The 25,708-nt window shown below is 59.5% G+C and carries 18 protein-coding genes and 4 tRNA genes; 7 read left to right on the forward strand and 15 right to left on the reverse strand.

Features of this window, described 5'->3' with window-relative positions:
• Positions 1-19: 19 nt before the first annotated feature.
• Positions 20-490, reverse strand: a complete 471-nt coding sequence (locus JFT66_RS20500; protein ID WP_034120371.1) for a MarR family winged helix-turn-helix transcriptional regulator — start codon at positions 488-490, stop codon at positions 20-22.
• A gap of 145 nt (positions 491-635) precedes the next feature.
• Between JFT66_RS20500 and aceE the strand changes: the two genes are divergently transcribed.
• Positions 636-3,296 carry a pyruvate dehydrogenase (acetyl-transferring), homodimeric type gene (gene aceE / locus JFT66_RS20505; protein WP_198859984.1) on the forward strand — a complete coding sequence of 887 codons (2,661 nt, stop codon included), beginning with the start codon at positions 636-638 and terminating at the stop codon, positions 3,294-3,296.
• 1 nt (position 3,297) lies between these two features.
• On the opposite strand, the gene JFT66_RS20510 is transcribed toward aceE, so the two are convergent.
• On the reverse strand, positions 3,298-4,110 hold the full coding sequence (locus JFT66_RS20510) for a DUF2242 domain-containing protein (RefSeq protein ID WP_153839244.1): 813 nt from the start codon (positions 4,108-4,110) through the stop codon (positions 3,298-3,300).
• 89 nt (positions 4,111-4,199) lie between these two features.
• The gene (locus JFT66_RS20515) at positions 4,200-5,099 is read right to left on the reverse strand and encodes a LysR family transcriptional regulator (protein WP_198809607.1); all 900 of its coding nucleotides are present in this window, start codon (positions 5,097-5,099) and stop codon (positions 4,200-4,202) included.
• A 115-nt stretch (positions 5,100-5,214) separates the two neighbouring features.
• On the opposite strand from JFT66_RS20515, the gene JFT66_RS20520 reads away from it, so the two are divergent.
• Both JFT66_RS20520 and nhaA read left to right on the forward strand, forming a co-directional pair.
• The gene (locus JFT66_RS20520) at positions 5,215-6,396 is read left to right on the forward strand and encodes an MFS transporter (RefSeq protein ID WP_198859985.1); all 1,182 of its coding nucleotides are present in this window, start codon (positions 5,215-5,217) and stop codon (positions 6,394-6,396) included.
• Positions 6,397-6,513: 117 nt separating this feature from the next.
• Positions 6,514-7,857 (forward strand): Na+/H+ antiporter NhaA, encoded by a 1,344-nt coding sequence (gene nhaA / locus JFT66_RS20525; RefSeq protein WP_198859986.1) that lies wholly within the window; start codon positions 6,514-6,516, stop codon positions 7,855-7,857.
• 82 nt (positions 7,858-7,939) lie between these two features.
• Here nhaA and JFT66_RS20530 read toward each other — a convergent pair whose 3' ends face one another.
• The 10 genes from JFT66_RS20530 to JFT66_RS20575 form a co-directional block, all read right to left on the reverse strand.
• Complete coding sequence (locus JFT66_RS20530; RefSeq protein WP_153870815.1) at positions 7,940-9,814, reverse strand: SurA N-terminal domain-containing protein; 1,875 nt, start codon at positions 9,812-9,814, stop codon at positions 7,940-7,942.
• A 229-nt stretch (positions 9,815-10,043) separates the two neighbouring features.
• Positions 10,044-10,316 carry an HU family DNA-binding protein gene (locus JFT66_RS20535; protein ID WP_003174819.1) on the reverse strand — a complete coding sequence of 91 codons (273 nt, stop codon included), beginning with the start codon at positions 10,314-10,316 and terminating at the stop codon, positions 10,044-10,046.
• 148 nt (positions 10,317-10,464) lie between these two features.
• Complete coding sequence (gene lon / locus JFT66_RS20540) at positions 10,465-12,861, reverse strand: endopeptidase La (protein WP_034120378.1); 2,397 nt, start codon at positions 12,859-12,861, stop codon at positions 10,465-10,467.
• A gap of 188 nt (positions 12,862-13,049) precedes the next feature.
• Complete coding sequence (clpX, locus tag JFT66_RS20545; protein WP_010209414.1) at positions 13,050-14,333, reverse strand: ATP-dependent Clp protease ATP-binding subunit ClpX; 1,284 nt, start codon at positions 14,331-14,333, stop codon at positions 13,050-13,052.
• Between the two features lie 112 nt (positions 14,334-14,445).
• Positions 14,446-15,081 carry an ATP-dependent Clp endopeptidase proteolytic subunit ClpP gene (gene clpP, locus JFT66_RS20550; RefSeq protein WP_034120379.1) on the reverse strand — a complete coding sequence of 212 codons (636 nt, stop codon included), beginning with the start codon at positions 15,079-15,081 and terminating at the stop codon, positions 14,446-14,448.
• Positions 15,082-15,172: 91 nt separating this feature from the next.
• Positions 15,173-16,483 carry a trigger factor gene (gene tig / locus JFT66_RS20555; RefSeq protein WP_153839241.1) on the reverse strand — a complete coding sequence of 437 codons (1,311 nt, stop codon included), beginning with the start codon at positions 16,481-16,483 and terminating at the stop codon, positions 15,173-15,175.
• Between the two features lie 397 nt (positions 16,484-16,880).
• Positions 16,881-16,956, reverse strand: a tRNA-His gene (locus JFT66_RS20560).
• 77 nt (positions 16,957-17,033) lie between these two features.
• Positions 17,034-17,118, reverse strand: a tRNA-Leu gene (locus JFT66_RS20565).
• Between the two features lie 56 nt (positions 17,119-17,174).
• Positions 17,175-17,250: transfer RNA gene (locus JFT66_RS20570), tRNA-His, on the reverse strand.
• A gap of 32 nt (positions 17,251-17,282) precedes the next feature.
• Positions 17,283-17,359: transfer RNA gene (locus tag JFT66_RS20575), tRNA-Arg, on the reverse strand.
• Positions 17,360-17,634: 275 nt separating this feature from the next.
• On the opposite strand from JFT66_RS20575, the gene folD reads away from it, so the two are divergent.
• The gene (gene folD / locus JFT66_RS20580) at positions 17,635-18,489 is read left to right on the forward strand and encodes a bifunctional methylenetetrahydrofolate dehydrogenase/methenyltetrahydrofolate cyclohydrolase FolD (RefSeq protein WP_034120381.1); all 855 of its coding nucleotides are present in this window, start codon (positions 17,635-17,637) and stop codon (positions 18,487-18,489) included.
• A gap of 206 nt (positions 18,490-18,695) precedes the next feature.
• A complete protein-coding gene (gene pbpG / locus JFT66_RS20585; RefSeq protein WP_162524947.1) occupies positions 18,696-19,619 on the forward strand; it encodes a D-alanyl-D-alanine endopeptidase in 924 nt (307 codons plus the stop codon).
• Positions 19,620-19,683: 64 nt separating this feature from the next.
• On the opposite strand, the gene JFT66_RS20590 is transcribed toward pbpG, so the two are convergent.
• Positions 19,684-20,346, reverse strand: coding sequence for a peptidase C39 family protein (locus JFT66_RS20590; protein ID WP_034120383.1), 663 nt, complete (start codon positions 20,344-20,346; stop codon positions 19,684-19,686).
• Positions 20,347-20,714: 368 nt separating this feature from the next.
• Positions 20,715-21,125 (reverse strand): PA0061/PA0062 family lipoprotein, encoded by a 411-nt coding sequence (locus JFT66_RS20595; protein ID WP_034120384.1) that lies wholly within the window; start codon positions 21,123-21,125, stop codon positions 20,715-20,717.
• A 205-nt stretch (positions 21,126-21,330) separates the two neighbouring features.
• On the opposite strand from JFT66_RS20595, the gene JFT66_RS20600 reads away from it, so the two are divergent.
• Both JFT66_RS20600 and JFT66_RS20605 read left to right on the forward strand, forming a co-directional pair.
• The gene (locus tag JFT66_RS20600; RefSeq protein WP_153839240.1) at positions 21,331-24,552 is read left to right on the forward strand and encodes an efflux RND transporter permease subunit; all 3,222 of its coding nucleotides are present in this window, start codon (positions 21,331-21,333) and stop codon (positions 24,550-24,552) included.
• The gene (locus JFT66_RS20605; protein ID WP_153839239.1) at positions 24,542-25,708 is read left to right on the forward strand and encodes an efflux RND transporter periplasmic adaptor subunit; all 1,167 of its coding nucleotides are present in this window, start codon (positions 24,542-24,544) and stop codon (positions 25,706-25,708) included. The genes JFT66_RS20600 and JFT66_RS20605 overlap by 11 nt, the downstream gene beginning before the upstream one ends.

The following is a 25,708-nucleotide window of genomic DNA, read 5'->3' on the forward strand; positions in this document are numbered from 1 at the left end:
CATTGGCTTCCATTGTTTCTCAGCGCTTGCCTCGGCTGCGGGTCGGCACGCCCGCGTCCATCGCCAGCCCAGCGGTGCGCTCCAGGGCATCGGCAAACGCCCGGCGCTGCCCGGGTTCGATCTGCGACAGGAACAGCTCGTCCACGGTGCTTTCGTAGATCTTCCACATTTTTTTGCGCAACACCCGGCCAGCGTCCGTGATCGAGGCAAACGCCGCACGCCCGTCGCCGTCGGAACGCGAGCGCACCACCAGGCCGTCCTTTTCCAGGCGGTCCACCAGGCGCGTGAGGTTGTAGCGTTCGATGGCCAGCACATCGGCCAATTCGTGCATGCGACGGGTACCGTCGGGCCCGCTTTCCAGGCCCCACAACGCGTCGTACCAGGCATACGGCGGAAGATCCGCAGCGGCCAGCCGCCGCTCGATTTCACGGATGACCGTCCTGTGAGCCCTGACAAAACGGAACCAGACATCCGGTTCTTTCGACGACATGCAACACCATCCGGGGGGATTTCAAGAAGGTTGCAATAGTAGCTCATCCCGCGCTAGATTCCGCCATGTAGTTGCAATTGCAACTACATTTGCGTCACTCTCACAAGGAGCTCGCCGCTTGAATCCGCCTACCCTGGAGCCTCACATGACCCCGAATAACGCAGCAAGACTCGACGACGATCCACAGGAAACCCGCGAATGGCTGGAGTCCATCGAATCGGTGCTGTCCACCGAAGGCCGCCCCCGCGCCCATTACCTGATCGATCAGTTGCTGGATTTCGACGTAGCGCGGCATGGCGACTTCTACGGGCGGGTGACCACTCCCTACGTCAACACCCTCCCGGTCGAGCGCCAACTGCCCTACCCCGGCAACCTGGACATCGAGCGTCGCACCAATGCGTTTATCCGCTGGAACGCCATGGCGATGGTCTTGCGCGCAGGCAAACACTCAGGTGTGGGTGGGCATATCGCCACCTACGCATCAGCTGCGGTGCTGTATGACGTAGGCTTCGATCATTTTTTCCGTGGCCGAACCGACACCTTCGACGGCGACCTGGTGTACATCCAGGGCCACTCCTCCCCGGGCATCTATGGCCGCGCCTACCTGGAAGGCCGTATCAGCGAAGCTCAGCTCGACAACTTCCGCCGCGAGGTCGGTGGCGAAGGGCTGTCTTCCTACCCGCATCCACGATTGATGCCAGACTTCTGGCAATTTCCCACCGTGTCCATGGGCCTTGGGCCGATCACTGCCGCCTACCAGGCACGGTTCATGCGTTACCTGGAGTTTCGCGCCCTCAAGCAACATCAGGGCCGCAAGGTGTGGGCATTCCTCGGCGATGGCGAAATGGACCAGCCGGAGTCCCTGGCCGCCATCTCCCTGGCGGGCCGCGAAAAACTCGACAACCTGATCTTCGTGGTCAACTGCAACCTGCAACGCCTGGATGGCCCAGTGCGCGGCAATGCCAAGGTGATCCAGGAGTTCGAAAGCCTGTATCGCGCCGCCGGCTGGAATGTGATCAAGGTGATCTGGGGCGGCGGCTGGGACGCGCTGCTGGAGAAGGACCAGAGCGGCCTGCTGCGCCAACGCATGATGGAATGCGTGGACGGCGACTACCAGAACTACAAATCCCAGAATGGCGCCTATGTACGCGAACACTTCTTTGGCAAATACCCAGAGTTGCTGGCGCTGGTTGCGGACATGTCCGACGACGATATCTGGAAACTCTCACGGGGTGGGCATGACCCGGACAAGGTCTACAACGCCTACGCTGCCGCCGTGCGCCACAAGGGCCAGCCCACGGTGATCCTGGCCAAGACCGTCAAGGGTTTTGGCATGGGTGAAGCCGGCGAAGGCCAGAACATCAACCACCAATTGAAGAAGATGGGGGCCGACGCGGTAAAAGCCTTTCGCGACCGCTTCGGCCTGGAAGTCGCCGATGACCGGCTCGATGAAATCCCTTACCTCAAACCCGCCGCCGACAGCGAAGAAGCCCGCTACTTCGCCGCAAGGCGCCAAGCCCTGGGCGGCTATGTACCGGCGCGCCACACGGCCGCCGCGCCGTTGCAGATCCCCGAACTGAGCGCGTTCGCCACCCAGCTCAAAGACACCGGCGAGCGCGCCATCTCCACCACCATGGCCTTTGTGCGCATCCTCGGTACCCTGCTCAAAGACCCGCAACTGGGCAAGCTGATCGTCCCCATCGTGCCGGATGAATCGCGCACGTTCGGCATGGAAAGCCTGTTCCGCCAGATCGGCATCCACTCCGCCGTCGGGCAGCTCTACACCCCACAGGACGCCGGGCAATTGAGTTACTACAAGGAGAGCAAGGACGGCCAGATCATGCAGGAAGGGCTGAACGAATCCGGCGCCATTTCTTCGTGGATAGCGGCAAGTACGTCCTACAGCAACCATGGCCTGATGACCGTGCCGTTCTATATTTTCTATTCGATGTTCGGCTTCCAGCGCGTCGGCGACCTGGCGTGGGCGGCGGGTGATGCACGCGCGCGCGGCTTCCTGCTGGGCGCCACGGCCGGGCGCACCACGCTGATGGGCGAAGGTTTGCAGCACGACGACGGGCACAGCCATATCCTGGCGTCGGTGATTCCGTGCTGCATCGCCTATGACCCGACTTTTGCCTACGAGCTGGCGGTGATTATTCGCGAGGGCATGCGGCGCATGTATGTCGAGCAGGAGGACATCTATTACTACATCACCCTGCTCAACGAAAACTACCCGCACCCGGCGATGCCCGAAGGCGTTGAAGAAGGGATTCTCAAGGGCATGTATCCGCTGAGCACTCACCCGCAAGCGCAGGTGCAACTGATGGGCAGCGGCTCGATCTTGCGCGAAGTGATCGCCGCAGCCGAGCTGCTGGCCAGGGATTTCGCCGTGCATAGCGATGTCTGGAGCGTCACCAGCCTGACCGAGCTGCGCCGTGACGGGCACGCCGCCGAACGTTGGAACCTGCTGCACCCGCAAAGCGAGCCGCGCCAGAGCTACGTCGAAGCCTGCCTCGCCGGGAAAACCGGAGCGGTGGTGGTGGCCACGGACTACATGAAGTTATTCGCCGACCAGATTCGCCCCTTCGTGCACGGTCGCCGTTTCGTCGCACTCGGCACCGATGGCTTCGGGCAATCGGATACCCGGGAGTCATTGCGCGAGTTCTTCGAGGTCGATCGTCACTTCATCGTTCTGGCGGCCTTGAAGGCGTTAGCAGATGACGGCGTCATAGGCCGTGACAAAATCGTAGAGGCCATCAGCCGCTACGGGATCAACGTCGACAAGGCAGATCCCGTAGCCGTCTGAGTTACTGCGCAGGCGTTGGCAGGAGCGGAATCGCCTCTGTCGGTGCCGGCAGGCTGGGATTGGTCGGCGCTGGCGCTGGCTCGGTTGCAGGCGCCGGCGTCGGTGCAGGCTCTGGGTTCGGCGCGATCGGCGCGGCCTCAGGTGGCGGTGCAAGCGGTTGCGCAGCGGCAGGCACCACTGGTGCGTCCTGCGGCGCCTCGACCTTCTCGGCTACCGGAGCGGCCTTGGGCTCAGGCACGCCCAGATCAGCCTTGGGCTTCTCGGGAATATGCTCGGCCTGCTTCACTTCCTGGGGCAGGAATACATCCACTAATGCAAAGTAACGTTCGTAGAACTTCGGCGCCGAAACGGTCTCGCTCGCCACTTTCACCATCGAGTCATCGGTGGAGCCAATCGGCATCGACACCGAGCCCAGCACACCCACACCAAGGCTGGCGGAGTTGTTGACCTTCTTCAGCGCATAGCGGTCCTGCAGGGCATTGGCGAACATCGTCGAGTGATTGCTGCCCTTGCCATCAGCGGCACACACCACATTGAAACTGATCTGCAGGTGGGTTTCGCCGGTCTGCTGGAAACTCTTGTTGCCGGCCACCAGCTTCGGATCGCTGCTGGTGATGATGTAACCCTGGCTCAGCAAGGCACGGCGTGCGGCTTCGCACGCCGCCACATCGCTGACCGGGTAATCGCGGGAAAACGTACCGGAGTCGTCGAAATTCTCATGTTCATAGATAGCGGTCTTGGGTGACGAGCAGCCTGCGGCGCTCGCCAGCACCAGCGCCAACCCGAGGCTACGCAAGTGAAATGATGTCGACATTGAAAATCCTGAGGAAAACGGTCCGGACGGTATTGTGCAACAGAACGGGGCCTTGAAGCGCGCATTCCTGTCGGTGAAACGTCACAGGCTTAGGGAGCCACGCCGGTAGGAAAAAGCCCGGCATACATATGGTCGACAAATACCCGCAGTTTGGCCGAGGCATGGCGACTGGCCGGCCAAAGCAACCAGAAACTGCCACGGTGCTCGAGGTGGTCGTCCAGCACCCTGCGCAACCGCCCTTGCTTCACCGCCTCATTGACCATGTAGTCCGGCAGGCACGCAATACCGAGCCCTTCGTGCACCACATGATTAAGGGACTCGATGGTGGTACTGACCAATGGCGCGCGCAAGTTCGGCTCTGCTGCGCCCGGTACGTGGCGCAGGGGCCAGGGCTCCAGCTTGCCGGTGGCGCAGAACTTATGCCGCAGGCAGGCGTGATGATTCAAGTCCTGCGGCTGGCGTGGAGTGCCGTATTGATCGAAATAGCCGGGCGTGCCGACGAGGACCAATTGATAATGCCCCAAATGGCGCGCCATCAAGCGCGAATCTTCCGGCTTGCCTGTGCGAATCACCGCGTCGAAGCCTTCCTCGATCACGTCTACCATACGGTCGGAAAAATCCACATCCAACTCGATATCCGGGTAGGCGCGCATAAAATCGCTGATCACCGGCATCAACAACGCACGTACCTGGGGCACACTGATACGCAACTTGCCGCGAGGGGTGGCACTGGCCTCGGTCAGCTCCTGCTCGGCCGCTTCCACTTCCGCCAGGATGCGCCGCGAGCGCTCCAGGAACAGCGCGCCCTCGCTGGTCAGCGTGATACTGCGGGTGCTGCGATGAAACAGCCTGACACCCAAGCGCGCTTCCATCCGCGCAATGCTTTTGCCTACCGCTGAAGATGAAACGCCCAATACCCGGCCCGCTGCCGTGAAGCTACGGGTTTCCGCGACCTGCACGAATACCGAGAGGCTGCCCAGACTGTCCATGGTGATGCCTCTGCCAATTGCGGACATAAACGTCCGATAAGTTCGGAACCTTAGCCTGTTTTTCCGCGCGTCGCAGCCCCCTACCCTGCCTCCTTGCCCTTCAAGGAGAACCCTTATGAACGACAGCTGCTTATTGGCCGATACAGCCCCTCAGGATGAGCCCTTGCCCCTGGCAGGTTTGCTGGCCCTGGCGTCGGCAGGCTTTATCACCATCCTCACCGAAGCAATGCCCGCCGGGCTGCTACCGCAAATGGGCGTAGGGCTGGGCGTGTCCCAGGCCCTCGTCGGGCAGTTGGTGACGCTCTACGCCCTCGGCTCATTGCTCGCCGCCATCCCGCTGACCTTACTGACCCGTGGCTGGCGTCGACGACCCCTGCTGTTGATCGCCATCGGTGGCTTTGCGTTGGTTAACAGTGTTACTGCGTTTTCCAGCCACTATGGCTTGACCTTGGTTGCACGTTTTTTTGCCGGGGTGTTCGCCGGGCTGCTATGGGCATTGCTGGCAGGTTACGCCAGCCGCATGGTCGCCCCTCACCTGCAGGGCCGGGCAATTGCCGTGGCCATGCTCGGTGCGCCGCTGGCCTTGTCCCTTGGCGTACCCGCCGGCACCCTGCTGGGTACGCTGGTCGGTTGGCGCACCAGTTTCGCCATCATGACCGGCCTGACCCTGGTACTGATGGTGTGGGCGCGCTGGCAACTACCGGACTTCGCTGGTGAACCGGCAAGCAAACGCCTGGGCTTACATCACGTACTGGCCTTGCCGGGAATTCGTCCGGTGCTGTGGGTGACCTTTACCTACGTATTGGCCCACAACATTCTCTATACCTATATCGCCCCCTTGCTGGTGCCCGCCGGTATCGGCAGCGGAATCGACCGAGTGTTGTTGGTATTTGGCCTGGCCGCCTTGCTGAGCCTATGGCTGGTGGGCATCTGGATTGATCGACACCTTCGGCTGATGACCTTCATCAGTTGCACGATGTTCGCCGTGGCCGCCGTACTGCTGGGCCTCTGGCTCAGTTCGGCAATCATCATCTACGTCAGCGTTGCGTTGTGGGGCCTAGCCTTCGGTGGCCTGCCCGCCCTGCTACAAACCGCGCTGGCCAAGTCGGCCGGCAACTCGGCCGATGCCGCGCAATCAATGCTCGTCACGGTGTGGAACCTGGGCATCGCCGGGGGTGGATTGGCGGGTGGCCTGTTGCTGCAACGTGGGGGCGTCGTGGTATTTCCATGGGCAGTTTTCGGGCTGATGCTATTGGCGCTGAGCGCAACGCTGGGCAAGGCATTGCACAGACGATGACAAGTTTGTTTACAACTTATTCATCAGCTTCCTATCATCACCCTGGGTGCGTCGCTGCATAAAGTACGGCGCAGGTTAAAAGCCAAGCATTGGTCGGGCCGCCAATGGAGATTTGTCGTGCCTGATAAACACCCCACCATCCCTCGCCCTCAGCGTTTGACCGAGGGCGCGTTGTCTGCCCTTGAGCGTTTTTCACGTATCGAAGCTGTGAGCGGTATCGTCCTGCTGCTGGCGGCGATCGCGGCGCTGATCTGGGCTAACAGCCCCGCCGCCGCGACCTACGAGCATTTCTGGAACACGCCCATCACCTTGGGGCTGGGCGACTACAGCGTCACACGCTCACTGCACTTTTTGGTCAACGACGGGTTGATGACTATCTTCTTCCTGGTAGTCGGTGCCGAGATCCGTCAGGAAATCAAAGACGGCGCCCTCGCCAACCTGAAGCTGGCCACGCTGCCGCTGGGCGCCGCGTTGGGCGGCGTGCTCATGCCTGCGCTCATCTACACCCTGCTCAACCACGGCACCGCCGCCGCGAGCGGCTGGGCCGTGCCCACCGCAACCGACATCGCCTTTGCCGTGGGCGTGCTGGCGCTGCTGGGCAAGTCGATTCCCAGTGGCGTGCGTATCCTGTTGCTGGCCCTGGCGATCATCGATGACATCGTAGCGATTCTGATCATCGCGATCTTCTTCACCGCCAGCCTCGACTACATGGGTTTGGTGATTGCCGCAGGCGGGTTGGCCCTGGTGCTGATTTTCCAGCGCATGGGCATCGGCAAGGCCGCGATCTACCTGCTGCCAGGTGCGATAGTCTGGTTTGGCCTGCTCAAGACCGGCGTGCACCCGACCCTCGCCGGGGTGATCCTGGGCTTGATGACACCGGTCAATTCCAAGCCCACCACCGAACGCCCACTGAAGACCATCGAACGCACGTTCAACGAACTGATGGAGCGGTTCTCACACTCGGCTGAAAGCCCGCAGCAAGTCGCCAAACCCCTAAAGCAACTGCGCGAAGCCCAACGGGAAATGTTGCCGCCCGTGCAACGGGTGCAATCGGCACTGCACCCGTGGGTAGCGTTCGGCGTGATGCCGCTGTTTGCCCTGGCCAACGCTGGTGTGAGCCTGGACGGTTTCAACGTGGATGATCCGCTGGCCCACGGTGTGTTCATGGGCGTCATCTTCGCCCTGGTGCTCGGCAAGCCGTTGGGCGTGATGCTGGCGAGCCTGGCGCTGGTCAAGCTCAACATCTGCAAACTGCCCGAAGGTGTAACCTGGACGGGCGTCGGCCTGGTCGGCCTGCTGGCGGGGATCGGTTTCACCATGTCGATCTTTATCTCTTCCCTCGCCTTCTCCGACCCAGCCTTACTGTCAGCGGCCAAGCTGAGCGTATTGGCAGCATCGACCCTGGCAGCAGTGATCGGCCTGACCTGGGGCAAGCTCAAGTTTTCAGGCAAGAACAAATAAGGCGAGTTCAGCACCCGCTTTATCGAGAGCAAAAAAAAGACCCCGGCCTTTTCAGGACGGGGTCTTTTTATTCAAGCCGGCATCAGTACTTCTTGATGTCTGCCTGGGTTTCCAGCTGTTTGCGATACGCCGCGAAGTCCTGCTGGCCAACACGGGAAGCGAGGAAGCGGCGGTATTGCGCCTTTTCTTCATCCGTAGGCGCTGCCGCTTCGTTGACACCGTTCAAGCGCACGAGCACCAGGCTGCCATCGCGCAGGGTCACGGTGGTGAAGGTCGGCTTGTCCTTGGCCGCAGGCTTGGGCATGCGGAACAGGGCTTGCAGCACGGCTGGGTCGATGGACTCCTGACCACGGGTAGCCGCTTCAACGACTTTCCAGGCTTGACCGTCAACCGGCTGGTCCAGCGCGGTCTTGCCCTCACGCAGGCCGGCGATCAACTCGTCAGCATGGGCTTTGGCGGCAGCGCTCGCACGCTCCTTGGTCATCTGGGTGCGAATGGCCGCAGCGACGTTCTCAAGCGGCAGTTGGGCCGGCTTGAGGTGCTCTTTGGCACGCAGCACGATGATGGTTTCCGGATCCAGCTCGATGGCGCTGCTGTTGGCACCTTCATCCAGCACTTCCGGGCTGAATGCAGCAGTGACCACGGCACGGTTGGCCGCAACGCCTTCGCCACCTTCACGGCCAAACGGCGCGGAGGTGTGGACGGTCAGCTTCAAGTCAGACGCTGGCTGAGCCAGGTCGGAGGCTTCGAATGCCGCGTCTTCCAATTGCTTGGTCGCTTCGACAAAACGCTGCTCAACCTGCTGGGTCTTGAGCTCGCGGGTCAGCTTGTCTTTCAGGCTGGCGAACGATGGCACCTCAGGCGCTTCAACGCCCAGCAACTTGATCAAGTGCCAACCGAAGGCACTGCGCACCGGAACCGATACCTGGTCTTGCTTCAGGCCGTACAGGGCGGTTTCGAAGTCCGGGTCGTAGACGCCCGGGCCGGCAAAGCCAAGGTCGCCACCGTTGTTGGCCGAACCTGGATCCTGGGAGAACTCCTTGGCCAGGGCTTCGAACTTCTCGCCTTTGGCCAGGCGCGCCTGGATTTCCTCGATCTTGGCCTTGGCTTGAGCCTCGGTGACCTTGTCGTTGACTTCGATCAGGATGTGCGCGGCACGACGCTGTTCAGCGAGGTTGGCGGTTTCCTTCTCGTAGGCAGCCTGCAATTCATCGTCCTTGACGGTGACCTGGTCGAAGAAGGACGACTTCTTCAATTCCAGGTAGTCGATCACCACCTGGTCCGGGGTCATGAACTCTTTGGCGTGCTGGTCGTAGTAAGCCTTGACCTCATCGTCGGTGAGTTTCACCGCCGCGGGGTCAGCCTTGATATTGACGGTGGCGAAATCGCGGGTCTGTTTTTCCAGACGGGCGAATGCCAGCACCTCGGCGTCGGTCACGAAACCACTGCCGGCGATACCTGCGCGAACCTGGCCGATCAGCATTTCCTGGGTCAGCATCTGACGGAATTGCATACGGCTATAGCCCAGTTGACGGACCACCTGGTCAAAGCGTTCGGCGTTGAACTTGCCGTCCACCTGGAATTCCGGCGTCTGCAGGATCACCTGGTCCAATGCCGCTTCCGAGAAGCCGAACTTGGAATCAGCAGCGCCTTGCAGCAGCAGCTTGCGATCGATCAGGCCCTTGAGGGCCGCGTCGCGCAGCAATTTCTCGTCCAGCAGGGAAGCATCGAAATCCTTGCCCAACTGTTGCATCAGCTGGCGACGTTGCATATCGACGGCCTGGCTCAATTCGGTCTGGGTGATTTCCTCACCGTTGACCTTGGCCACGTCCTGCTTGTTATTACCCGAAGCCTGGAAAATAGCCTCGATACCGGTGAACGCCATCAATGCGACGATGATCCCGATAATGGTCTTGGCAATCCAGCCTTGTGAATTGTCCCTGATATTTTGCAGCATGCGTCCCCCAGAAACGGTTGAACTTCAAAATTAGGCAACCGTGGAGCGTGGGTAGAGTCCGGATAGAAGAAAGGCGCATCCGAGGATGCGCCTTCTCGTAACTGGCGGAGCGGACGGGGGTTTGAACCCACACCCCCGGCGTGGCGACCCAATGGATACGTGGGTCAGCTGCCGCTCCGCTGCCAGGCCGGACTGCGTCCGACCCGGGTAGGCAAGGCTTGAACGAAGCTTAGTTAACGGCTTCTTTCAGGGCTTTACCGGCTTTGAAACCTGGTTTCTTGGCAGCAGCGATTTGCAGTGCTTTGCCGGTCTGTGGGTTACGGCCAGTGCGAGCTGGGCGGTCAGTCACAGAGAAAGTACCGAAGCCTACCAGTACCACGGAGTCGCCGGCCTTCAGAGCGCCAGTGACGGATTCGATTACTGCGTCCAGCGCACGGCCAGCAGCAGCTTTCGGGATATCAGCGGATGCGGCGATAGCATCAATCAGTTCCGACTTGTTCACTCTAAGTCCCCTTATATATCTATTGAGTATGATTCTAAGTTTTTTGGTGAAAGCAAAAACCAGTGCTGAATGGCCTACAGACACTTAAGAGCCGCTTTATAACAAGGGCTCTAAAAAGCTGTCAAGGAAGCCCCCAGGCTTTAACACATTAATGCGTGCTAATTCTTTCCTTGGAATCGGACTCGCGTTTTTCGTCCTTCGCGACTATCTCCGGAGCCACATCCGGCAAGGGCTCCGGCGCGTATTGCAGCGCAATTTGCAGGACCTCGTCAATCCATTTAACCGGTTTAATCTGAAGATCCTGCTTAATATTGTCAGGAATTTCCTTCAAGTCGCGAACATTCTCTTCAGGAATGATCACCGTCTTGATTCCACCCCGGTGGGCGGCGAGCAATTTCTCTTTCAATCCACCGATGGCCAATACCTGACCACGCAGGGTAATTTCGCCCGTCATTGCCACATCGGCGCGCACAGGAATGCCAGTCAATGCCGACACCAGGGCCGTGCACATGCCTACACCCGCGCTAGGGCCATCCTTCGGGGTCGCCCCTTCCGGCATATGGATATGGGTGTCGTGCTTCTCGTGGAAGTCCAGGGGGATGCCCAGGCTCCGGGCGCGGCTGCGCACCACGGTCTGCGCGGCCGTGATGGATTCGACCATCACGTCACCGAGGGAACCGGTCTTGATCAACTGGCCTTTGCCCGGAATAACCGCCGCTTCAATGGTCAGCAACTCGCCGCCCACCTGGGTCCACGCCAAGCCAGTTACCTGCCCGACCTGGTCCTGTTGCTCGGCCAGACCGTAGCGGAATTTCTTCACGCCCAGGAAGTGTTCCAGCGAGTCGGCAACTACCTTCACCGAGAAGCGCTTTTCCAGCGCGTGTTCCTTGACCGCCTTGCGGCAAATCTTCGCGATCTGGCGCTCAAGGCCCCGTACACCGGCCTCGCGGGTGTAGTAACGCACGATGTCGCGGATCGCCTCGACCTCAAATTCGATCTCGCCCTTCTTCAGGCCGTTGGCCGAAATCTGCTTGGGCGCGAGGTATTTGACCGCGATATTGATCTTCTCGTCTTCGGTATAGCCCGGCAGACGAATCACCTCCATCCGGTCCAGCAACGCTGGCGGGATGTTCATGGAGTTGGAGGTGCACAGGAACATTACGTCGGACAGGTCGTAGTCGACTTCCAGGTAATGGTCGTTGAAATTGTGGTTCTGCTCGGGATCGAGTACTTCGAGCAAGGCCGACGCCGGATCGCCACGCATGTCACTGCCCATTTTGTCGATTTCATCGAGCAGGAACAGCGGGTTGCGAACGCCCACCTTTGTCATTTTTTGAATCAATCTTCCTGGCATCGAACCGATGTAGGTGCGGCGATGACCACGAATTTCCGCTTCGTCGCGCACGCCACCCAGGGCCATACGCACGAACTTGCGGTTGGTCGCACTGGCAATCGACTCCGCCAGGGAGGTTTTACCCACACCCGGAGGGCCGACTAGGCACAACACCGGGCCACGGATTTTTTTCACACGCTTTTGCACAGCGAGGTATTCGAGGATGCGCTCCTTGACCTCTTCGAGACCGTAGTGATCCGCGTCGAGGATCTCTTCAGCGCGGGCCAGGTCAAGGCGCACCTTGGTCTGAGCCTTCCACGGCACCTGCACCAGCCAATCGATGTAGGAGCGCACCACGGTGGCTTCGGCCGACATCGGCGACATCTGCTTGAGCTTGTTCAGCTCCGCGGTGGCCTTGGTCAAGGCGTCTTTCGGCAGGCCAGCGGCGTCGATACGCTTTTTCAGCTCTTCGATTTCGTTGTGGCCTTCTTCGCCGTCGCCGAGCTCTTTCTGAATGGCCTTCATCTGCTCATTCAGGTAGTACTCGCGCTGGCTGCGCTCCATTTGTTTCTTCACGCGGCCACGGATGCGCTTCTCAACCTGCAGCAGGTCGATTTCGCCATCCAGCAGTGCCAGCACATGCTCGACACGCGCCGGCAAGTCGATGATTTCGAGGATGTCTTGCTTCTGCTCGATTTTCAGTGCCATGTGCGCAGCCATGGTGTCGACCAGGCGGCTTGGCTCATCAATGCTATTGAGGGAAGACAGGACTTCAGCCGGGACTTTCTTGCCCAACTGCACATACTGCTCGAACTGCGAAAGCAGGCTGCGAACGAATACCTCGGACTCTCGCTCCGGGGCTTCAACTTCTTCGATCAGCGCCACTTCAGCGCGAAGGTGACCGTCCACCTCCATGAAACGCTCTACGGCACCGCGCTGCTCACCTTCCACCAGCACCTTGACGGTGCCATCAGGCAGCTTGAGCAATTGCAGCACAGTGGCAATGGTGCCGACGCGATACAGGGCCTCTTCGCCGGGATCATCATCAGCTGGATTCTTCTGGGCCAACAGCAGGATTTGCTTGTCGCCCGTCATCGCGGCCTCGAGGGCTTCGATAGACTTCTCGCGCCCCACGAACAGCGGGATAACCATGTGCGGATAGACGACGACATCACGCAACGGCAGGAGAGGCAATTCGATGGTTGTCTTCATGATTTCGCCTCTATGACAGTTGAAAAGTAAGCTTGAAACCAAGATGGGGGTTACATGCAAAAAAAACAAGCTCATTGCCAGCAGTTAAACGCATGAATAAACGCGATTTTAACCGCCGCACCGAGAAATCACCCAAAAAAACAAGGGGCCCCTAGAGGCCCCTTGCTTGTACCGCAACTGCTGGACGCTTAGGCGTCTGGCGCAGCCTTGGCAGCCGGCTCACTGTTTTCGTAGATATACAGTGGCTTGGACTTGCCTTCTATAACGCTTTCGTCGATCACCACTTTACTCACCTCGGACTGCGAGGGGATTTCATACATGGTGTCGAGCAAGACGCCTTCAAGAATCGAACGCAGGCCACGTGCACCGGTCTTGCGCTCCAGTGCCCGTTTGGCCACTGATTTGAGTGCGTCGGTACGGAACTCGAGGTCTACACCTTCCATCTCGAACAACTTGGCGTATTGCTTGGTCAGGGCGTTTTTCGGCTCGGTGAGGATCTGAATCAAAGCAGCCTCATCCAGCTCGTCCAGCGTGGCCAGGACCGGCAGGCGGCCAACGAACTCGGGGATCAGACCGAACTTGACCAGATCGTCAGGCTCGACTTCACGCAGGGACTCGCCCACCTTCTTGCCTTCTTCCTTGCTGCGCACTTCCGCACTGAAACCAATGCCGCCACGGGTGGAACGCTGCTGGATAACCTTCTCCAGACCCGAGAACGCACCACCACAAATGAACAGGATGTTGCGCGTATCAACCTGAAGAAATTCCTGCTGCGGGTGCTTGCGGCCGCCTTGTGGCGGTACGGAAGCGACCGTGCCTTCGATCAGTTTCAACAGGGCTTGCTGCACGCCTTCACCGGATACGTCCCGGGTAATCGACGGGTTATCCGACTTGCGCGAGATCTTGTCGATCTCGTCGATGTAGACAATACCCATCTGGGCTTTCTCTACGTCGTAGTCACACTTTTGCAGCAGTTTCTGAATGATGTTCTCGACATCTTCACCCACGTAGCCAGCCTCGGTGAGGGTGGTGGCGTCGGCGATGGTGAACGGAACGTTCAGCAGGCGAGCGAGGGTTTCTGCAAGCAGGGTTTTACCCGAGCCTGTAGGACCGATCAGCAAGATGTTGCTCTTGCCGAGTTCAACTTCGTCGCCTTTCTTGTCACGCTGGTTCAAGCGCTTGTAGTGGTTGTACACCGCTACGGCCAGAACCTTCTTTGCACGCTCTTGACCAATGACATATTGATCAAGGATGCCGCTGATTTCTTTAGGCGAAGGTAATTTATGCGCACTGCTCTCGGCCTGGGCTTCCTGCACCTCCTCGCGGATGATGTCATTGCACAGGTCGACGCATTCGTCGCAGATAAACACCGAGGGGCCGGCAATCAATTTGCGCACTTCATGCTGGCTTTTGCCACAGAAGGAGCAATAGAGCAGCTTGCCGTTGTCCTCGCCGTTGCGGGTGTCAGTCATTCGTTCGATCCAAATCCGATAGGCTTGCAACACAAGATGAAGGCTTATGCGGGCTTTTTCAAGCCCGCCAGTGGTCGGACATGCCGACCAGCCCTATTTTGAGCGGCTTATATTAAGCGGGGCGCTTGTCGATCACTGCGTCGATCAACCCGTATTCCTTCGCGGCTTCAGCGCTCATGAAATTGTCACGGTTGGTATCGCGCTCGATTTCTTCCAGGGTGTGCCCGCTATGCTTGGCCATCAGCGTGTTGAGACGCTCACGAATGAAGAGGATTTCCTTGGCGTGGATTTCGATATCCGACGCCTGGCCCTGGAAACCGCCCAGTGGCTGGTGAATCATCACGCGCGAGTTCGGCAGGCAGAAACGCTTGCCTTCGGCACCCGCGGTGAGCAGGAACGCGCCCATGCTGCAGGCCTGGCCGATACAGGTGGTCGACACGTTTGGCTTGATGAACTGCATGGTGTCGTAGATCGACATGCCCGCCGTCACCGAACCGCCCGGCGAGTTAATGTAGAGATGGATGTCCTTGTCCGGGTTTTCCGCTTCAAGGAACAGCAGTTGCGCACAGATCAGGTTGGCCATGTAGTCCTCTACCGGGCCCACCAGAAAGATCACTCGCTCCTTGAGCAGGCGCGAGTAGATGTCGTAGGCGCGTTCGCCACGAGCGGACTGCTCGACAACCATCGGGACCAGGCCGCCTGCGGCCTGGATATCAGAGTTCTGCTGAATATAGGAATTACGGAACATGCTCTGCAGTTACTCCCAAATAGTCATGTCTTGAAAACGCATAAGCCAGCGCGAGGCTGGCTTATGGTTGAATTTCCAACGAGTTGGACAATCAGTCGGCTTGTGCTGCTTCCGCCGGTTTGACTGCTTCTTCGTAAGAGACCGCTTTATCGGTCACCTTAGCCTTCTGCAGAACAGTATCCACAACTTGTTCTTCCAGCACAACCGAACGTACTTCGTTCAGCTGCTGGTCATTCTTGTAGTACCAAGCCACGACCTGCTCAGGCTCCTGGTAGGCCGAAGCCATTTCCTGGATCATTTCGCGAACGCGGTCTTCGTCTGGCTTGAGGTCGAACTGCTTGACCACTTCAGCCACGATCAGGCCCAGCACAACGCGGCGCTTGGCTTGCTCTTCGAACAGCTCGGCTGGCAGTTGGTCAGGCTTGATGTTGCCACCGAACTGCTGGACAGCTTGTACGCGCAGGCGATCCACTTCGTTGGACAGCAAGGCCTTAGGCACTTCGATCGGGTTGGCGGCCAGCAGACCGTCCATGACCTGGTTCTTGACCTTGGACTTGATAGCCTGGCGCAGCTCGCGCTCCATGTTCTTGCGAACTTCGGTGCGGAAGCCTTCGATACCGGTTTCCTTGATACCGAACTGGGCGAAGAACTCTTCGTTCAGCTCAGGCAGCTTAGGCTCGGAAACGCTGTTGACAGTAACAGTGAACTCGGCGGCTTTGCCGGCCAGGTCCAGGTTCTGGTAGTCAGCAGGGAAAGTCAGGTTCAGCACGCGCTCTTCGCCGGCTTTAGCGCCAACCAGGCCGTCTTCGAAACCAGGGATCATGCGGTTGGAACCCAGCACCAGCTGGGTGCCCTTGGCGGAGCCGCCAGCGAAGACTTCGCCGTCAACCTTGCCAACGAAATCGATGTTCAGCTGGTCTTCGTTCTGGGCAGCACGTTCGGCCACTTCAAAACGGGTGTTCTGCTTGCGCAGGATTTCCAGCATGTTGTCCAGGTCCGAATCAGCCACTTCGGCGCTCAGGCGCTCGATAGCGATACCGTCGAAACCGGCCACTTCGAACTCTGGGAACACTTCGAATACGGCAACGTATTCCAGGTCCTTGCCCGCTTCCAGGGACTTAGGCTCGATCGAAGGCGAGCCAGCCGGGTTCAGCTTCTGCTCGACAACGGCTTCGTAGAAGGAAGCCTGGATCACGTCACCCACAGCTTCCTGGCGCGCATCGGCACCAAAACGACGCTTGATTTCGCTCATCGGCACTTTGCCTGGACGGAAACCAGCGATCTTGGCCTTTTGGGCAGTCTGCTGCAGACGCTTGTTGACCGCAGTCTCGATACGCTCTGCCGGCACGGTGATGCTCAGGCGGCGCTCGAGAGCAGTAGTATTTTCAACAGAAACTTGCATGGATATTCCTCGTTGCACAGACGTTAGCCGGCCATTTCCGACCCCAATCAAGGGCATGCATTCTAGTGGGTCAAACTCAAGAAGTCACCCTACAGGAAATACGCCCGTAAACAGCCGGCAATTTATCGGTACGAAAGCACTGTTGCGCCCCGCCCCGGTGACAAATAAAGCCAATCACGCCAGGGCTCTACGCCGCTTCTTCTATATATAGAAGGAGTCGTCATTCATCTCCCTGACGCCCCGCCCTGCAATAGGGCGGATAGACAATGCAGCATCATCGAGACACATAAATACGATGAAACGCCCTGCCATTGCGACCCAGTACTCGCTGCCGCAAAACACCAACCGCCAAAACCAAAAAAGGCGCCAGACTGTTAAATCTGGCGCCTTTCGAATATGGGGTGGACGAAGGGGATCGAACCCTCGACAACGGGAGTCACAATCCCGTGCTCTACCAACTGAGCTACGCCCACCATATTGCGTTAACAAAGAAACCAACCTACTTCTTTGTCGAGCCCTCCCCTGCCTGACGACCGGGAAAAGCTTTAATTGGTGCGGATGAAGAGACTCGAACTCTTACGCCTCGCGGCGCTGGAACCTAAATCCAGTGTGTCTACCAATTCCACCACATCCGCGCTTGAAGCTCTTAAAGCAAAGGCGCCAGATGATTAATCTGGCGCCTTTCAAAATATGGGGTGGACGAAGGGGATCGAACCCTCGACAACGGGAGTCACAATCCCGTGCTCTACCAACTGAGCTACGCCCACCATATAGCGCTACTTGTGCCAAAGCTGCCTAATGGCGCACCCGGCAGGACTCGAACCTGCGACCATCCGCTTAGAAGGCGGATGCTCTATCCAGCTGAGCTACGGGCGCCTGATTAATCTGTACTCTTTGAGGATTACAAACTAAGTGCTTCCAGCCTTGCAGTACAACTATTCTGCTCGACCTTCTTAACCAGTGCTAGGCTGTGCCCGACAAGTGCGACGAATAGTATAGATGCCCCGGAAACCCGTCAAATCTTTTTTGAAAAAAATTCATTTTATTTAAGGGGTTAGGGCAATTTGCAGACCAAGCGCCTTTGCCCTTGCGCCCTGGCATGCGAGAATGCGCGCACTTTTCTTCCCCCTCTCGATGGTTAATCACGCGTAATGACTGCACAACTTATCGACGGCAAATCAATCGCCGCCAGCCTGCGCCAGCAGATCGCCAAACGAGTCACCGAGCGCAGCCAGCAAGGCCTGCGCACGCCGGGCCTCGCGGTGATCCTGGTCGGCAGCGATCCTGCCTCTCAGGTTTATGTCTCGCACAAGCGTAAAGACTGTGAAGAGGTCGGCTTTATTTCCAAGGCCTATGACTTACCTTCCGAGACCACCCAGCAGGCTCTCACCGATCTGATCGACAGCCTCAACGACGACCCGGCAATCGATGGCATCCTGCTTCAACTGCCATTGCCCGAGCATCTGGACGCCTCCAAGCTGCTGGAGCGCATCCGCCCGGATAAAGACGTCGACGGTTTCCACCCTTATAACGTCGGCCGCCTGGCCCAGCGCATCCCGCTGCTGCGCCCCTGCACGCCAAAAGGCATCATGACACTGCTGGAAAGCACCGGTGTCGACCTGTACGGCCTCGACGCGGTGGTCGTCGGTGCGTCCAACATCGTGGGTCGCCCGATGGCCATGGAGCTGCTGCTGGCCGGTTGCACCGTGACTGTCACCCACCGCTTCACCAAGGACCTCGCCGGCCACGTCGGCCGTGCTGACCTGGTCGTGGTCGCCGCCGGCAAGCCAGGTTTGGTGAAAGGTGAGTGGATCAAGGAAGGCGCCATCGTCATCGATGTAGGCATCAACCGCCAGGACGACGGCAAGTTGGTTGGCGACGTGGTGTACGAGACTGCCCTGCCCCGCGCCGGTTGGATTACTCCAGTGCCAGGCGGCGTCGGCCCGATGACCCGCGCCTGCCTGCTGGAAAATACCTTGTATGCAGCGGAAACCCTGCACGGTTAATAACCAGGCGTAATGAAAAAGCCCTGCCTTATCGCAGGGCTTTTTATTGCCCGAAAAAAAGCTGTTTTTTCTTAGTTTTTAAGCACTTTCGTCTGGTTCCAGAAGAACATTCGACAGTTCTTCATCCATACTCATAAAATGTAACGTCATTTGTCATAAAACCCGTTCCCAAACGGTATTTCTTACTTTTTAGCGAGTTCATCCGCGTGAAAATTCGTCTCTCTATCGTCAGCCTGTTTTTTGCTTTGACAGGCACCTTCGCCCACGCCGCCGAATCCACCCTGGCCCCGCGTGATGCCTCCAAGCTGCAAATCGCCTCCGGCAGCGCCATGCTGGTCGACCTGCAAACCAACAAGGTCATTTATTCCAGCAACCCCGATGTGGTGGTGCCTATCGCCTCGGTGAGCAAGCTGATGACTGGCCTTATCGTCCTTGAAGCCAAACAGAATATGGACGAGTACATCGACATCAACATCACCGACACGCCAGAGATGAAAGGCGTGTTCTCGCGGGTGAAGATCGGCAGCCAGATGCCGCGCAAGGAAATGCTGCTGATCGCGCTGATGTCCTCGGAGAACCGCGCCGCTGCGAGCCTGGCCCACCACTATCCGGGTGGCTACGCGGCCTTCATCGCCGCGATGAACGCCAAGGCCAAGTCCCTGGGCATGACCAGCACTCACTATGTGGAGCCCACCGGCCTGTCGATCCATAACGTGTCGACCGCCCGTGACCTGAGCAAGCTGCTGGCCTACGCGCGCAAATTCCCGATGCTGAGCCAGTTGAGCACCACCAAGGAAAAGACCGTGGCGTTCCGCAAGCCTAACTACACCTTGGGTTTCTCCAACACCGACCACCTGATCAACCGCGCCAACTGGGATATCAAACTGACCAAGACCGGCTTTACCAACCAGGCCGGTCATTGCCTGGTACTGGTGACAAGCATGGGTAACCGCCCGGTTTCGTTGGTGATCCTGGATGCCTTTGGCAAGTTCACCCACTTTGCCGATGCCAGCCGTATTCGCAGCTGGGTCGAGACCGGCAAGGGCGGCGCGGTACCGGATGTGGCGTTGCGCTACAAGGCTGACAAAAACCTGAAAAATCGGGGGAATGCGGTAGAAGTGCGCCGCTAACAGAACCAGCATTACCGAAACACCGCAAACCAATGTGGGAGGGGGTTTGCCCCCTCTCACATTTTTATTTGCGCTCTGCCAGCACTTTGAGCGCCTGGGCTGCCGCTTGCTCCTGCCCAGCCTGGGCCGTAGCATTCGCCGCCTCTCGCCAGCGCTGCACATCCACATTTGCCGGCAACTGGCTCGGCCGCTGGGTGAGGATTGCCCAATGCCCCGCGCTCTTCCACGCCGACTCGAAGTCGCTGAACCCCATCATCAATCGGCGATCGTTCCCAGAGCGCAACAACACCGTACTCTTCTGCTGGTTGAACCCCACCACTACGACATAACGAGCGCCTGACCAGAAGCTGGCGTTGATCCGTGCCATCACCGGATACCCCGCCGCCACCTGCGCCAACACCGCAGGCAACCTGGCGTCCAGCGGGTACACCATCAGCCCGTATTCACGCGCCAGTACCTGCATATTGCGCTCCAGGTCCGCCTCGGCACCCGGCAAATGCAGTGGCTTATCGAGCAGCCCCGGTGTCATGACAATGCCTTGTTGCGACAGCATGCTGGCAAGTGCCGTAGGACCGCTCTGATAAGCCTCGCTGCGGAAGGTCGGCACGCCGTTGAGCTCAACGCGTTCCGGCAGGCCAGGCAGTTTCGATGGATGGCTGGAACAGGCCGCAAGCCCTAGGGCAACGGCCAGCAGCAAGGAGGTTTTAACGTTCGACCGTGTGCGCAATGTTTGACTCTCTTGATCAACCGCCGGTAAAGGCTCCGATCATAGGGTGCTCTGCCACGTCGGTATAGCCCACTGACCCAGTAAAGCTTTGCTGATAGAGCAAAGAAGTTGGACGGACTCGACCATTGGTCAATAGCAGGCAACCGCCAGGTAGCTAGACTGTCCATTGAGAAGACTGTGTGTGCCCCAAGTGGGCGAAAGGAGGCCCGAATGAGCCTTGCTACAACGATTTTTCTGTTGATCTGTGGCTGGCTGGCAGTAGCCGCCGCTATGTTATGGGGGGTAATGCGCGTAACTCGCCGGCATCATCACCCCCACGTCAAACCCGCTGCACCCGCCAAGCCCACTGAGGCAACGGCGCATCACGCCTAGCCAGGCATGCAATTGAAATCCTGCGTCGTCGCGATTTCCTTGCCGTGACCGTCCGTGAGGGACGCACGCACCGTAGTGCCCAGGCTCGACTCCACCAGGGTGTAGTGTTCACCCGCCTTGAAATGCTTGTACTCGATGCGGCCCTGGCAATCCTGCTGGTTGTCGTCGCCTGGCTCTTCTTCAAACAACGTCACGTCCAGGCGATGGTCTCCCGGGGTCACTTCAAAATAGCGCCCATCATCCACGCGCTTGCCGTCGACACGCTCGGCCATCAGGTCATTCGGCGCTTCTTCCTTCAAGCCGATCCAGGCTTGGCTGGGGTCGGCTTTCGGGATGGGCCCCGCGCAGGCGGACAGCAGCAACACAACACCCAGGGCAGGGACTGACAACAAAAGTTTTAGTGACATGGCAGGGCTCCAAAGGACATCAAAAAAAGGTTGTATCCGATGGCTGACAAGCTTGATCAGCCCGCCGTTGTAGAACAAATGAATACATATGAAACGATCTTCAGCCGTTAACTAAATCTTCCTTCACCTGGCTGAAAGGTGCGTGTTAGGTGGGTCGGGCAAGACTGCCGGGGTTTGCAATCCTGCTCTTCTCGGAGACTCACGCATGCTCGGGCTGGTAAAGACCGCACTGCAAAAGCCGTACACGTTCATCGTGTTGGCCATATTCATCTGCATCATCGGGCCCATGGCAGCCCTGCGCACCCCTACGGATGTGTTCCCCGATATCGGCATCCCGGTCGTCGCCGTGGTCTGGCAGTACAACGGCCTGTCGCCGGACGCCATGGCCGGGCGGGTGATCTACACCTACGAACGCTCCTTGAGCACCACCGTCAACGACATCGAACATATCGAATCGCAATCGTTGCCCGGCATGGGCATCGTCAAGATCTTCTTCCAACCCGGCGTCGATATCCGCACCGCCAACGCCCAGGTCACGGCGGTGTCACAAACCGTGCTCAAGCAGATGCCACCGGGCATCACGCCGCCGCTGATCCTCAACTACAGCGCCTCCACGGTGCCGATCCTGCAAATGGCGTTCTCCAGCCCCAGCCTCTCGGAAGCCAAGATCCGCGACCTGGTGCAGAACAATATCCGCCTGCCCTTGAGCGCCCTGCCTGGCCTGGCCATGCCCACGCCAATGGGTGGCAAGCAGCGGCAGATCACCCTCGACCTCGACCCGCAGGCTCTGGCGGCGAAGGGCTTGTCGGCCCAGGACGTGGGCAATGCCTTGGCCTTGCAGAACCAGATCATCCCAGTGGGCACCGCCAAGCTCGGCCCTGACGAATACACGATCCTGCTCAACAACAGCCCCAAAGCAATCGATGAGCTCAACGACCTGCCGATCAAGACCGTCGATGGCGCGCTGATCACCATTGGCCAGGTAGCCCACGTGCGTGATGGCTCGCCGCCGCAGACCAACATCGTGCGCGTCGACGGCCACCGCGCCGTGCTGATGCCGGCGCTGAAAAACGGCAGCATCTCCACCCTGTCGATCATCGACGGCATCCGCCAGATGCTGCCGCGCATCAACGAAACCCTACCGCCATCGCTGAAGACTTCACTGCTGGGTGACGCCTCGGTGTTCGTCAAGCAATCGGTGGGCAGCGTGGCCCAGGAAGGCATCATTGCCGCGTTGCTGACCAGTGCAATGATCCTGCTGTTCCTCGGCAGTTGGCGCTCGACCCTGATCATCGCCGCGTCGATCCCCCTGGCGGTACTGTCAGCCATCGCGCTGCTGGCGGTCAGCGGGCAGACCCTCAACGTGATGACCCTCGGCGGTTTGGCGTTGGCGGTGGGGATCCTGGTGGACGACGCCACGGTGACCATCGAAAACATCAACTGGCACCTGGAACAAGGCAAGGCGGTGAAGACCGCGATCCTCGACGGCGCCGCGCAAATCGTCGGCCCGGCGTTCGTCTCGCTGCTGTGTATCTGCATCGTGTTCGTGCCGATGTTTTTGCTGCAAGGCATCGCCGGTTATCTGTTCCGGCCGATGGCGCTGGCCGTGATCTTTGCCATGGCCAGTTCGTTCATTCTTTCGCGCACCCTGGTGCCTACCCTGGCGATGTTTCTGCTCAAGCCGCATACACCAGAGCAGGGCGCTGGGCATCACCCGGAAGATCAATTCATCAACCACCACGAAGGTGAGCAACACCCGAGGCCGCGCAATGCGCTGCTGCAATCGGTGCTGAATTTCCAGCAGGGCTTTGAGCGTCACTTCTCGAATATCCGTGACACCTACCATGGCCTGCTGACGTTGGCGCTGGGCGCACGCAAGCGCTTTATTGTCGGGTTCCTGGCCTGCGTACTCGCGTCATTCCTGTTGTTGCCAAGCCTGGGCCAGGATTTTTTTCCGGCTACTGATGCCGGTGCGCTGGCACTGCATGTGCGCTTGCCACTGGGCACGCGAATCGAGGAAAGCGCCGCGGCATTCGATCGCATTGAAGCGCGGATACGTGAGGTCATCCCTGCCGAAGAGCTGGACACCATCGTCGATAACATCGGCATCCCGCTCAGCGGCATCGACATGGCCTACAGCAGCAGCGGCACCATCGGCCCGCAGGATGGCGACATTCAGGTCAGCTTGAAAAGGCACCACGCACCCACCGCCGACTACGTGAAAAAACTGCGTGAAGCCCTGCCGCAAAGTTTCCCCGGCAGCCACTTTGCGTTCCTGCCAGCCGACATCAGCAGCCAGATCCTCAACTTCGGTGCGCCGGCGCCACTGGATGTGAAAATCTCTGGGCGCAGCGATGAAGAAAACCGCGCCTACGCCGTGGAACTTGAGCGTCGCTTACAACACGTACCGGGCATTGCTGACCTGCGTATCCAGCAGTCCACCGGCTACCCGTCGCTGCAGGTGAATGTCGACCGCATGCGCGCCAATGGCCTGGGCATCACCGAACGCGACGTCACTAACAGCATGGTCGCCTCCCTCGCCGGCAGCTCGCAAACCGCGCCGACCTTCTGGCTCAACCCGGCCAATGGCGTGTCGTATTCCATCGTCGCCGCCACCCCGCAGTACCGCCTCGACAGCCTGCCGTCACTGGAAGCGCTGCCGGTGACCGGAGCCGATGGGCAATCGCAGATCCTCGGCGGCGTGGCAACTATCTCCCGCGTGCAAAGCCCGGCCGTGGTCACCCACTACAACATCGAACCGACTCTGGACCTGTATGCCAACGTACAAGGTCGCGACCTCGGCGGCGTGGCCCGCGATGTGCAAAAAGTCCTCGACGACACGGCTGCCATGCGCCCCAAAGGCGCGGTGATCAGCCTGCACGGGCAGATCGATGCGCTGCATGAGGCATTCAGCGGCTTGAGCTTCGGCTTGCTCGGCGCGGTGGTGCTGATCTATCTGCTGATCGTGGTCAATTTCCAGTCGTGGGCCGATCCTTTCGTGATTATCACGGCGTTGCCGGCGGCACTGGCGGGCATCGTGTGGATGCTGTTCCTCAGCGGCACCTCGTTGTCGGTGCCGGCACTGACCGGCGCCATCCTGTGCATGGGTGTGGCCACCGCCAACTCGATCCTGGTGGTGAGCTTCTGCCGTGAGCGCCTGGCCGAACATGGCGATGCGTTGAAAGCGGCGCTGGAGGCTGGCTACACACGCTTTCGGCCGGTGTGCATGACTGCCCTGGCGATGATCATCGGCATGCTGCCCCTGGCGATTTCCGAGGAGCAAAACGCCCCGCTCGGCCGTGCGGTCATCGGTGGCTTGATCTTCGCCACTATTGCCACCCTGTTGTTTGTTCCCGTGGTCTTCAGCCTGGTCCACGGTCGTCACCCTACTCGCGCTGCAGCCGGAGAAACCGCACATGTCGTCTGATCAAAAACCCTCGCGCAAGCGTCTGATGCTCATGGGTGTCGGCGGCCTGACGTTGGCCGCCCTGTTGGTCGCCAGCGGCCTGCACGCCCGCACGCTGCACGAACAATCGGTCACCGCCTGGACCGAGGCCGCCGCTGTCCCGCAAGTGATGGTATTTCAACCCAGGCAAAATGCCGCGGGTGACACCTTGCGCCTGCCCGCGCACCTCGACGCCTGGAGCAAGGCGCCGATCCATGCACGGGTCAGCGGCTACTTGAAGGACTGGAAAGTCGATATCGGCAGCCAGGTCAAGGCCGGGCAAATCCTGGCCGAAATCGACAGCCCCGACCTCGATCAACAACTGGCCCAGGCCCATGCGCGGCTGATCCAGCAGCAGGCGAATGCACGCCTGGCAGCCACCAGCGCAACCCGTTGGCAAAACTTGCTGGCCAGCCATTCGGTATCGCGCCAGGAGGCCGATGAAAAAACCTCCAACGCCGCCGCCGCCAAGGCCAACGCCCAGGCCGCCGCGGCGGACTATGCGCGGCTGTCGGCGCTGGAAAGCTACAAGACCATTCGTGCGCCGTTCGCCGGCACCATCACCGCCCGCAACACCGATATCGGCCAGTTGATCAAGGCCGATACCGACAGCGACCCGGAGCTGTTCAACATTGCCGACACCCACCAGTTGCGCCTCTACGTACCGGTGCCGCAGAACTACGCGGCGGTCATCCATCCTGGCCTCGAAGCCGAACTGACGGTGCCCGAACACCCCGGCGAGCATTTCAAGGCACGCCTGATCGGCGACTCCACCGCCATCGACCGCCGCTCCGGCACCTTGCTTGCCCAATTCGTTGCCGACAACCCCAACGGCGAACTGCTGCCCGGTGATTACGCCGAAGCCACCCTGCCGATTCCGGCCGACACCCATGGCGTGAGTATCCCGGCCAGCGCCTTGATCTTCCGCGCCCAAGGCACCCAGGTTGCGGTGCTGGACGGCCACGACCATGTGCACCTGCAAGCCATTCATATCGGCCTCGACCTCGGCGAACGCCTGGTGATCGACCAAGGCCTGAAGCCAGCCGACCGCATCATCGACAACCCGCCTGACGCCCTGCGCGAAGGCGACCCGGTGCAACTGGCCGACGCCGGAGGTGCACATGCGCACAAGGCTTAA

The organism is Pseudomonas sp. MF6755, from assembly GCF_016405635.1.
Classification (GTDB): Bacteria; Pseudomonadota; Gammaproteobacteria; order Pseudomonadales; family Pseudomonadaceae; genus Aquipseudomonas; species Aquipseudomonas haemolytica.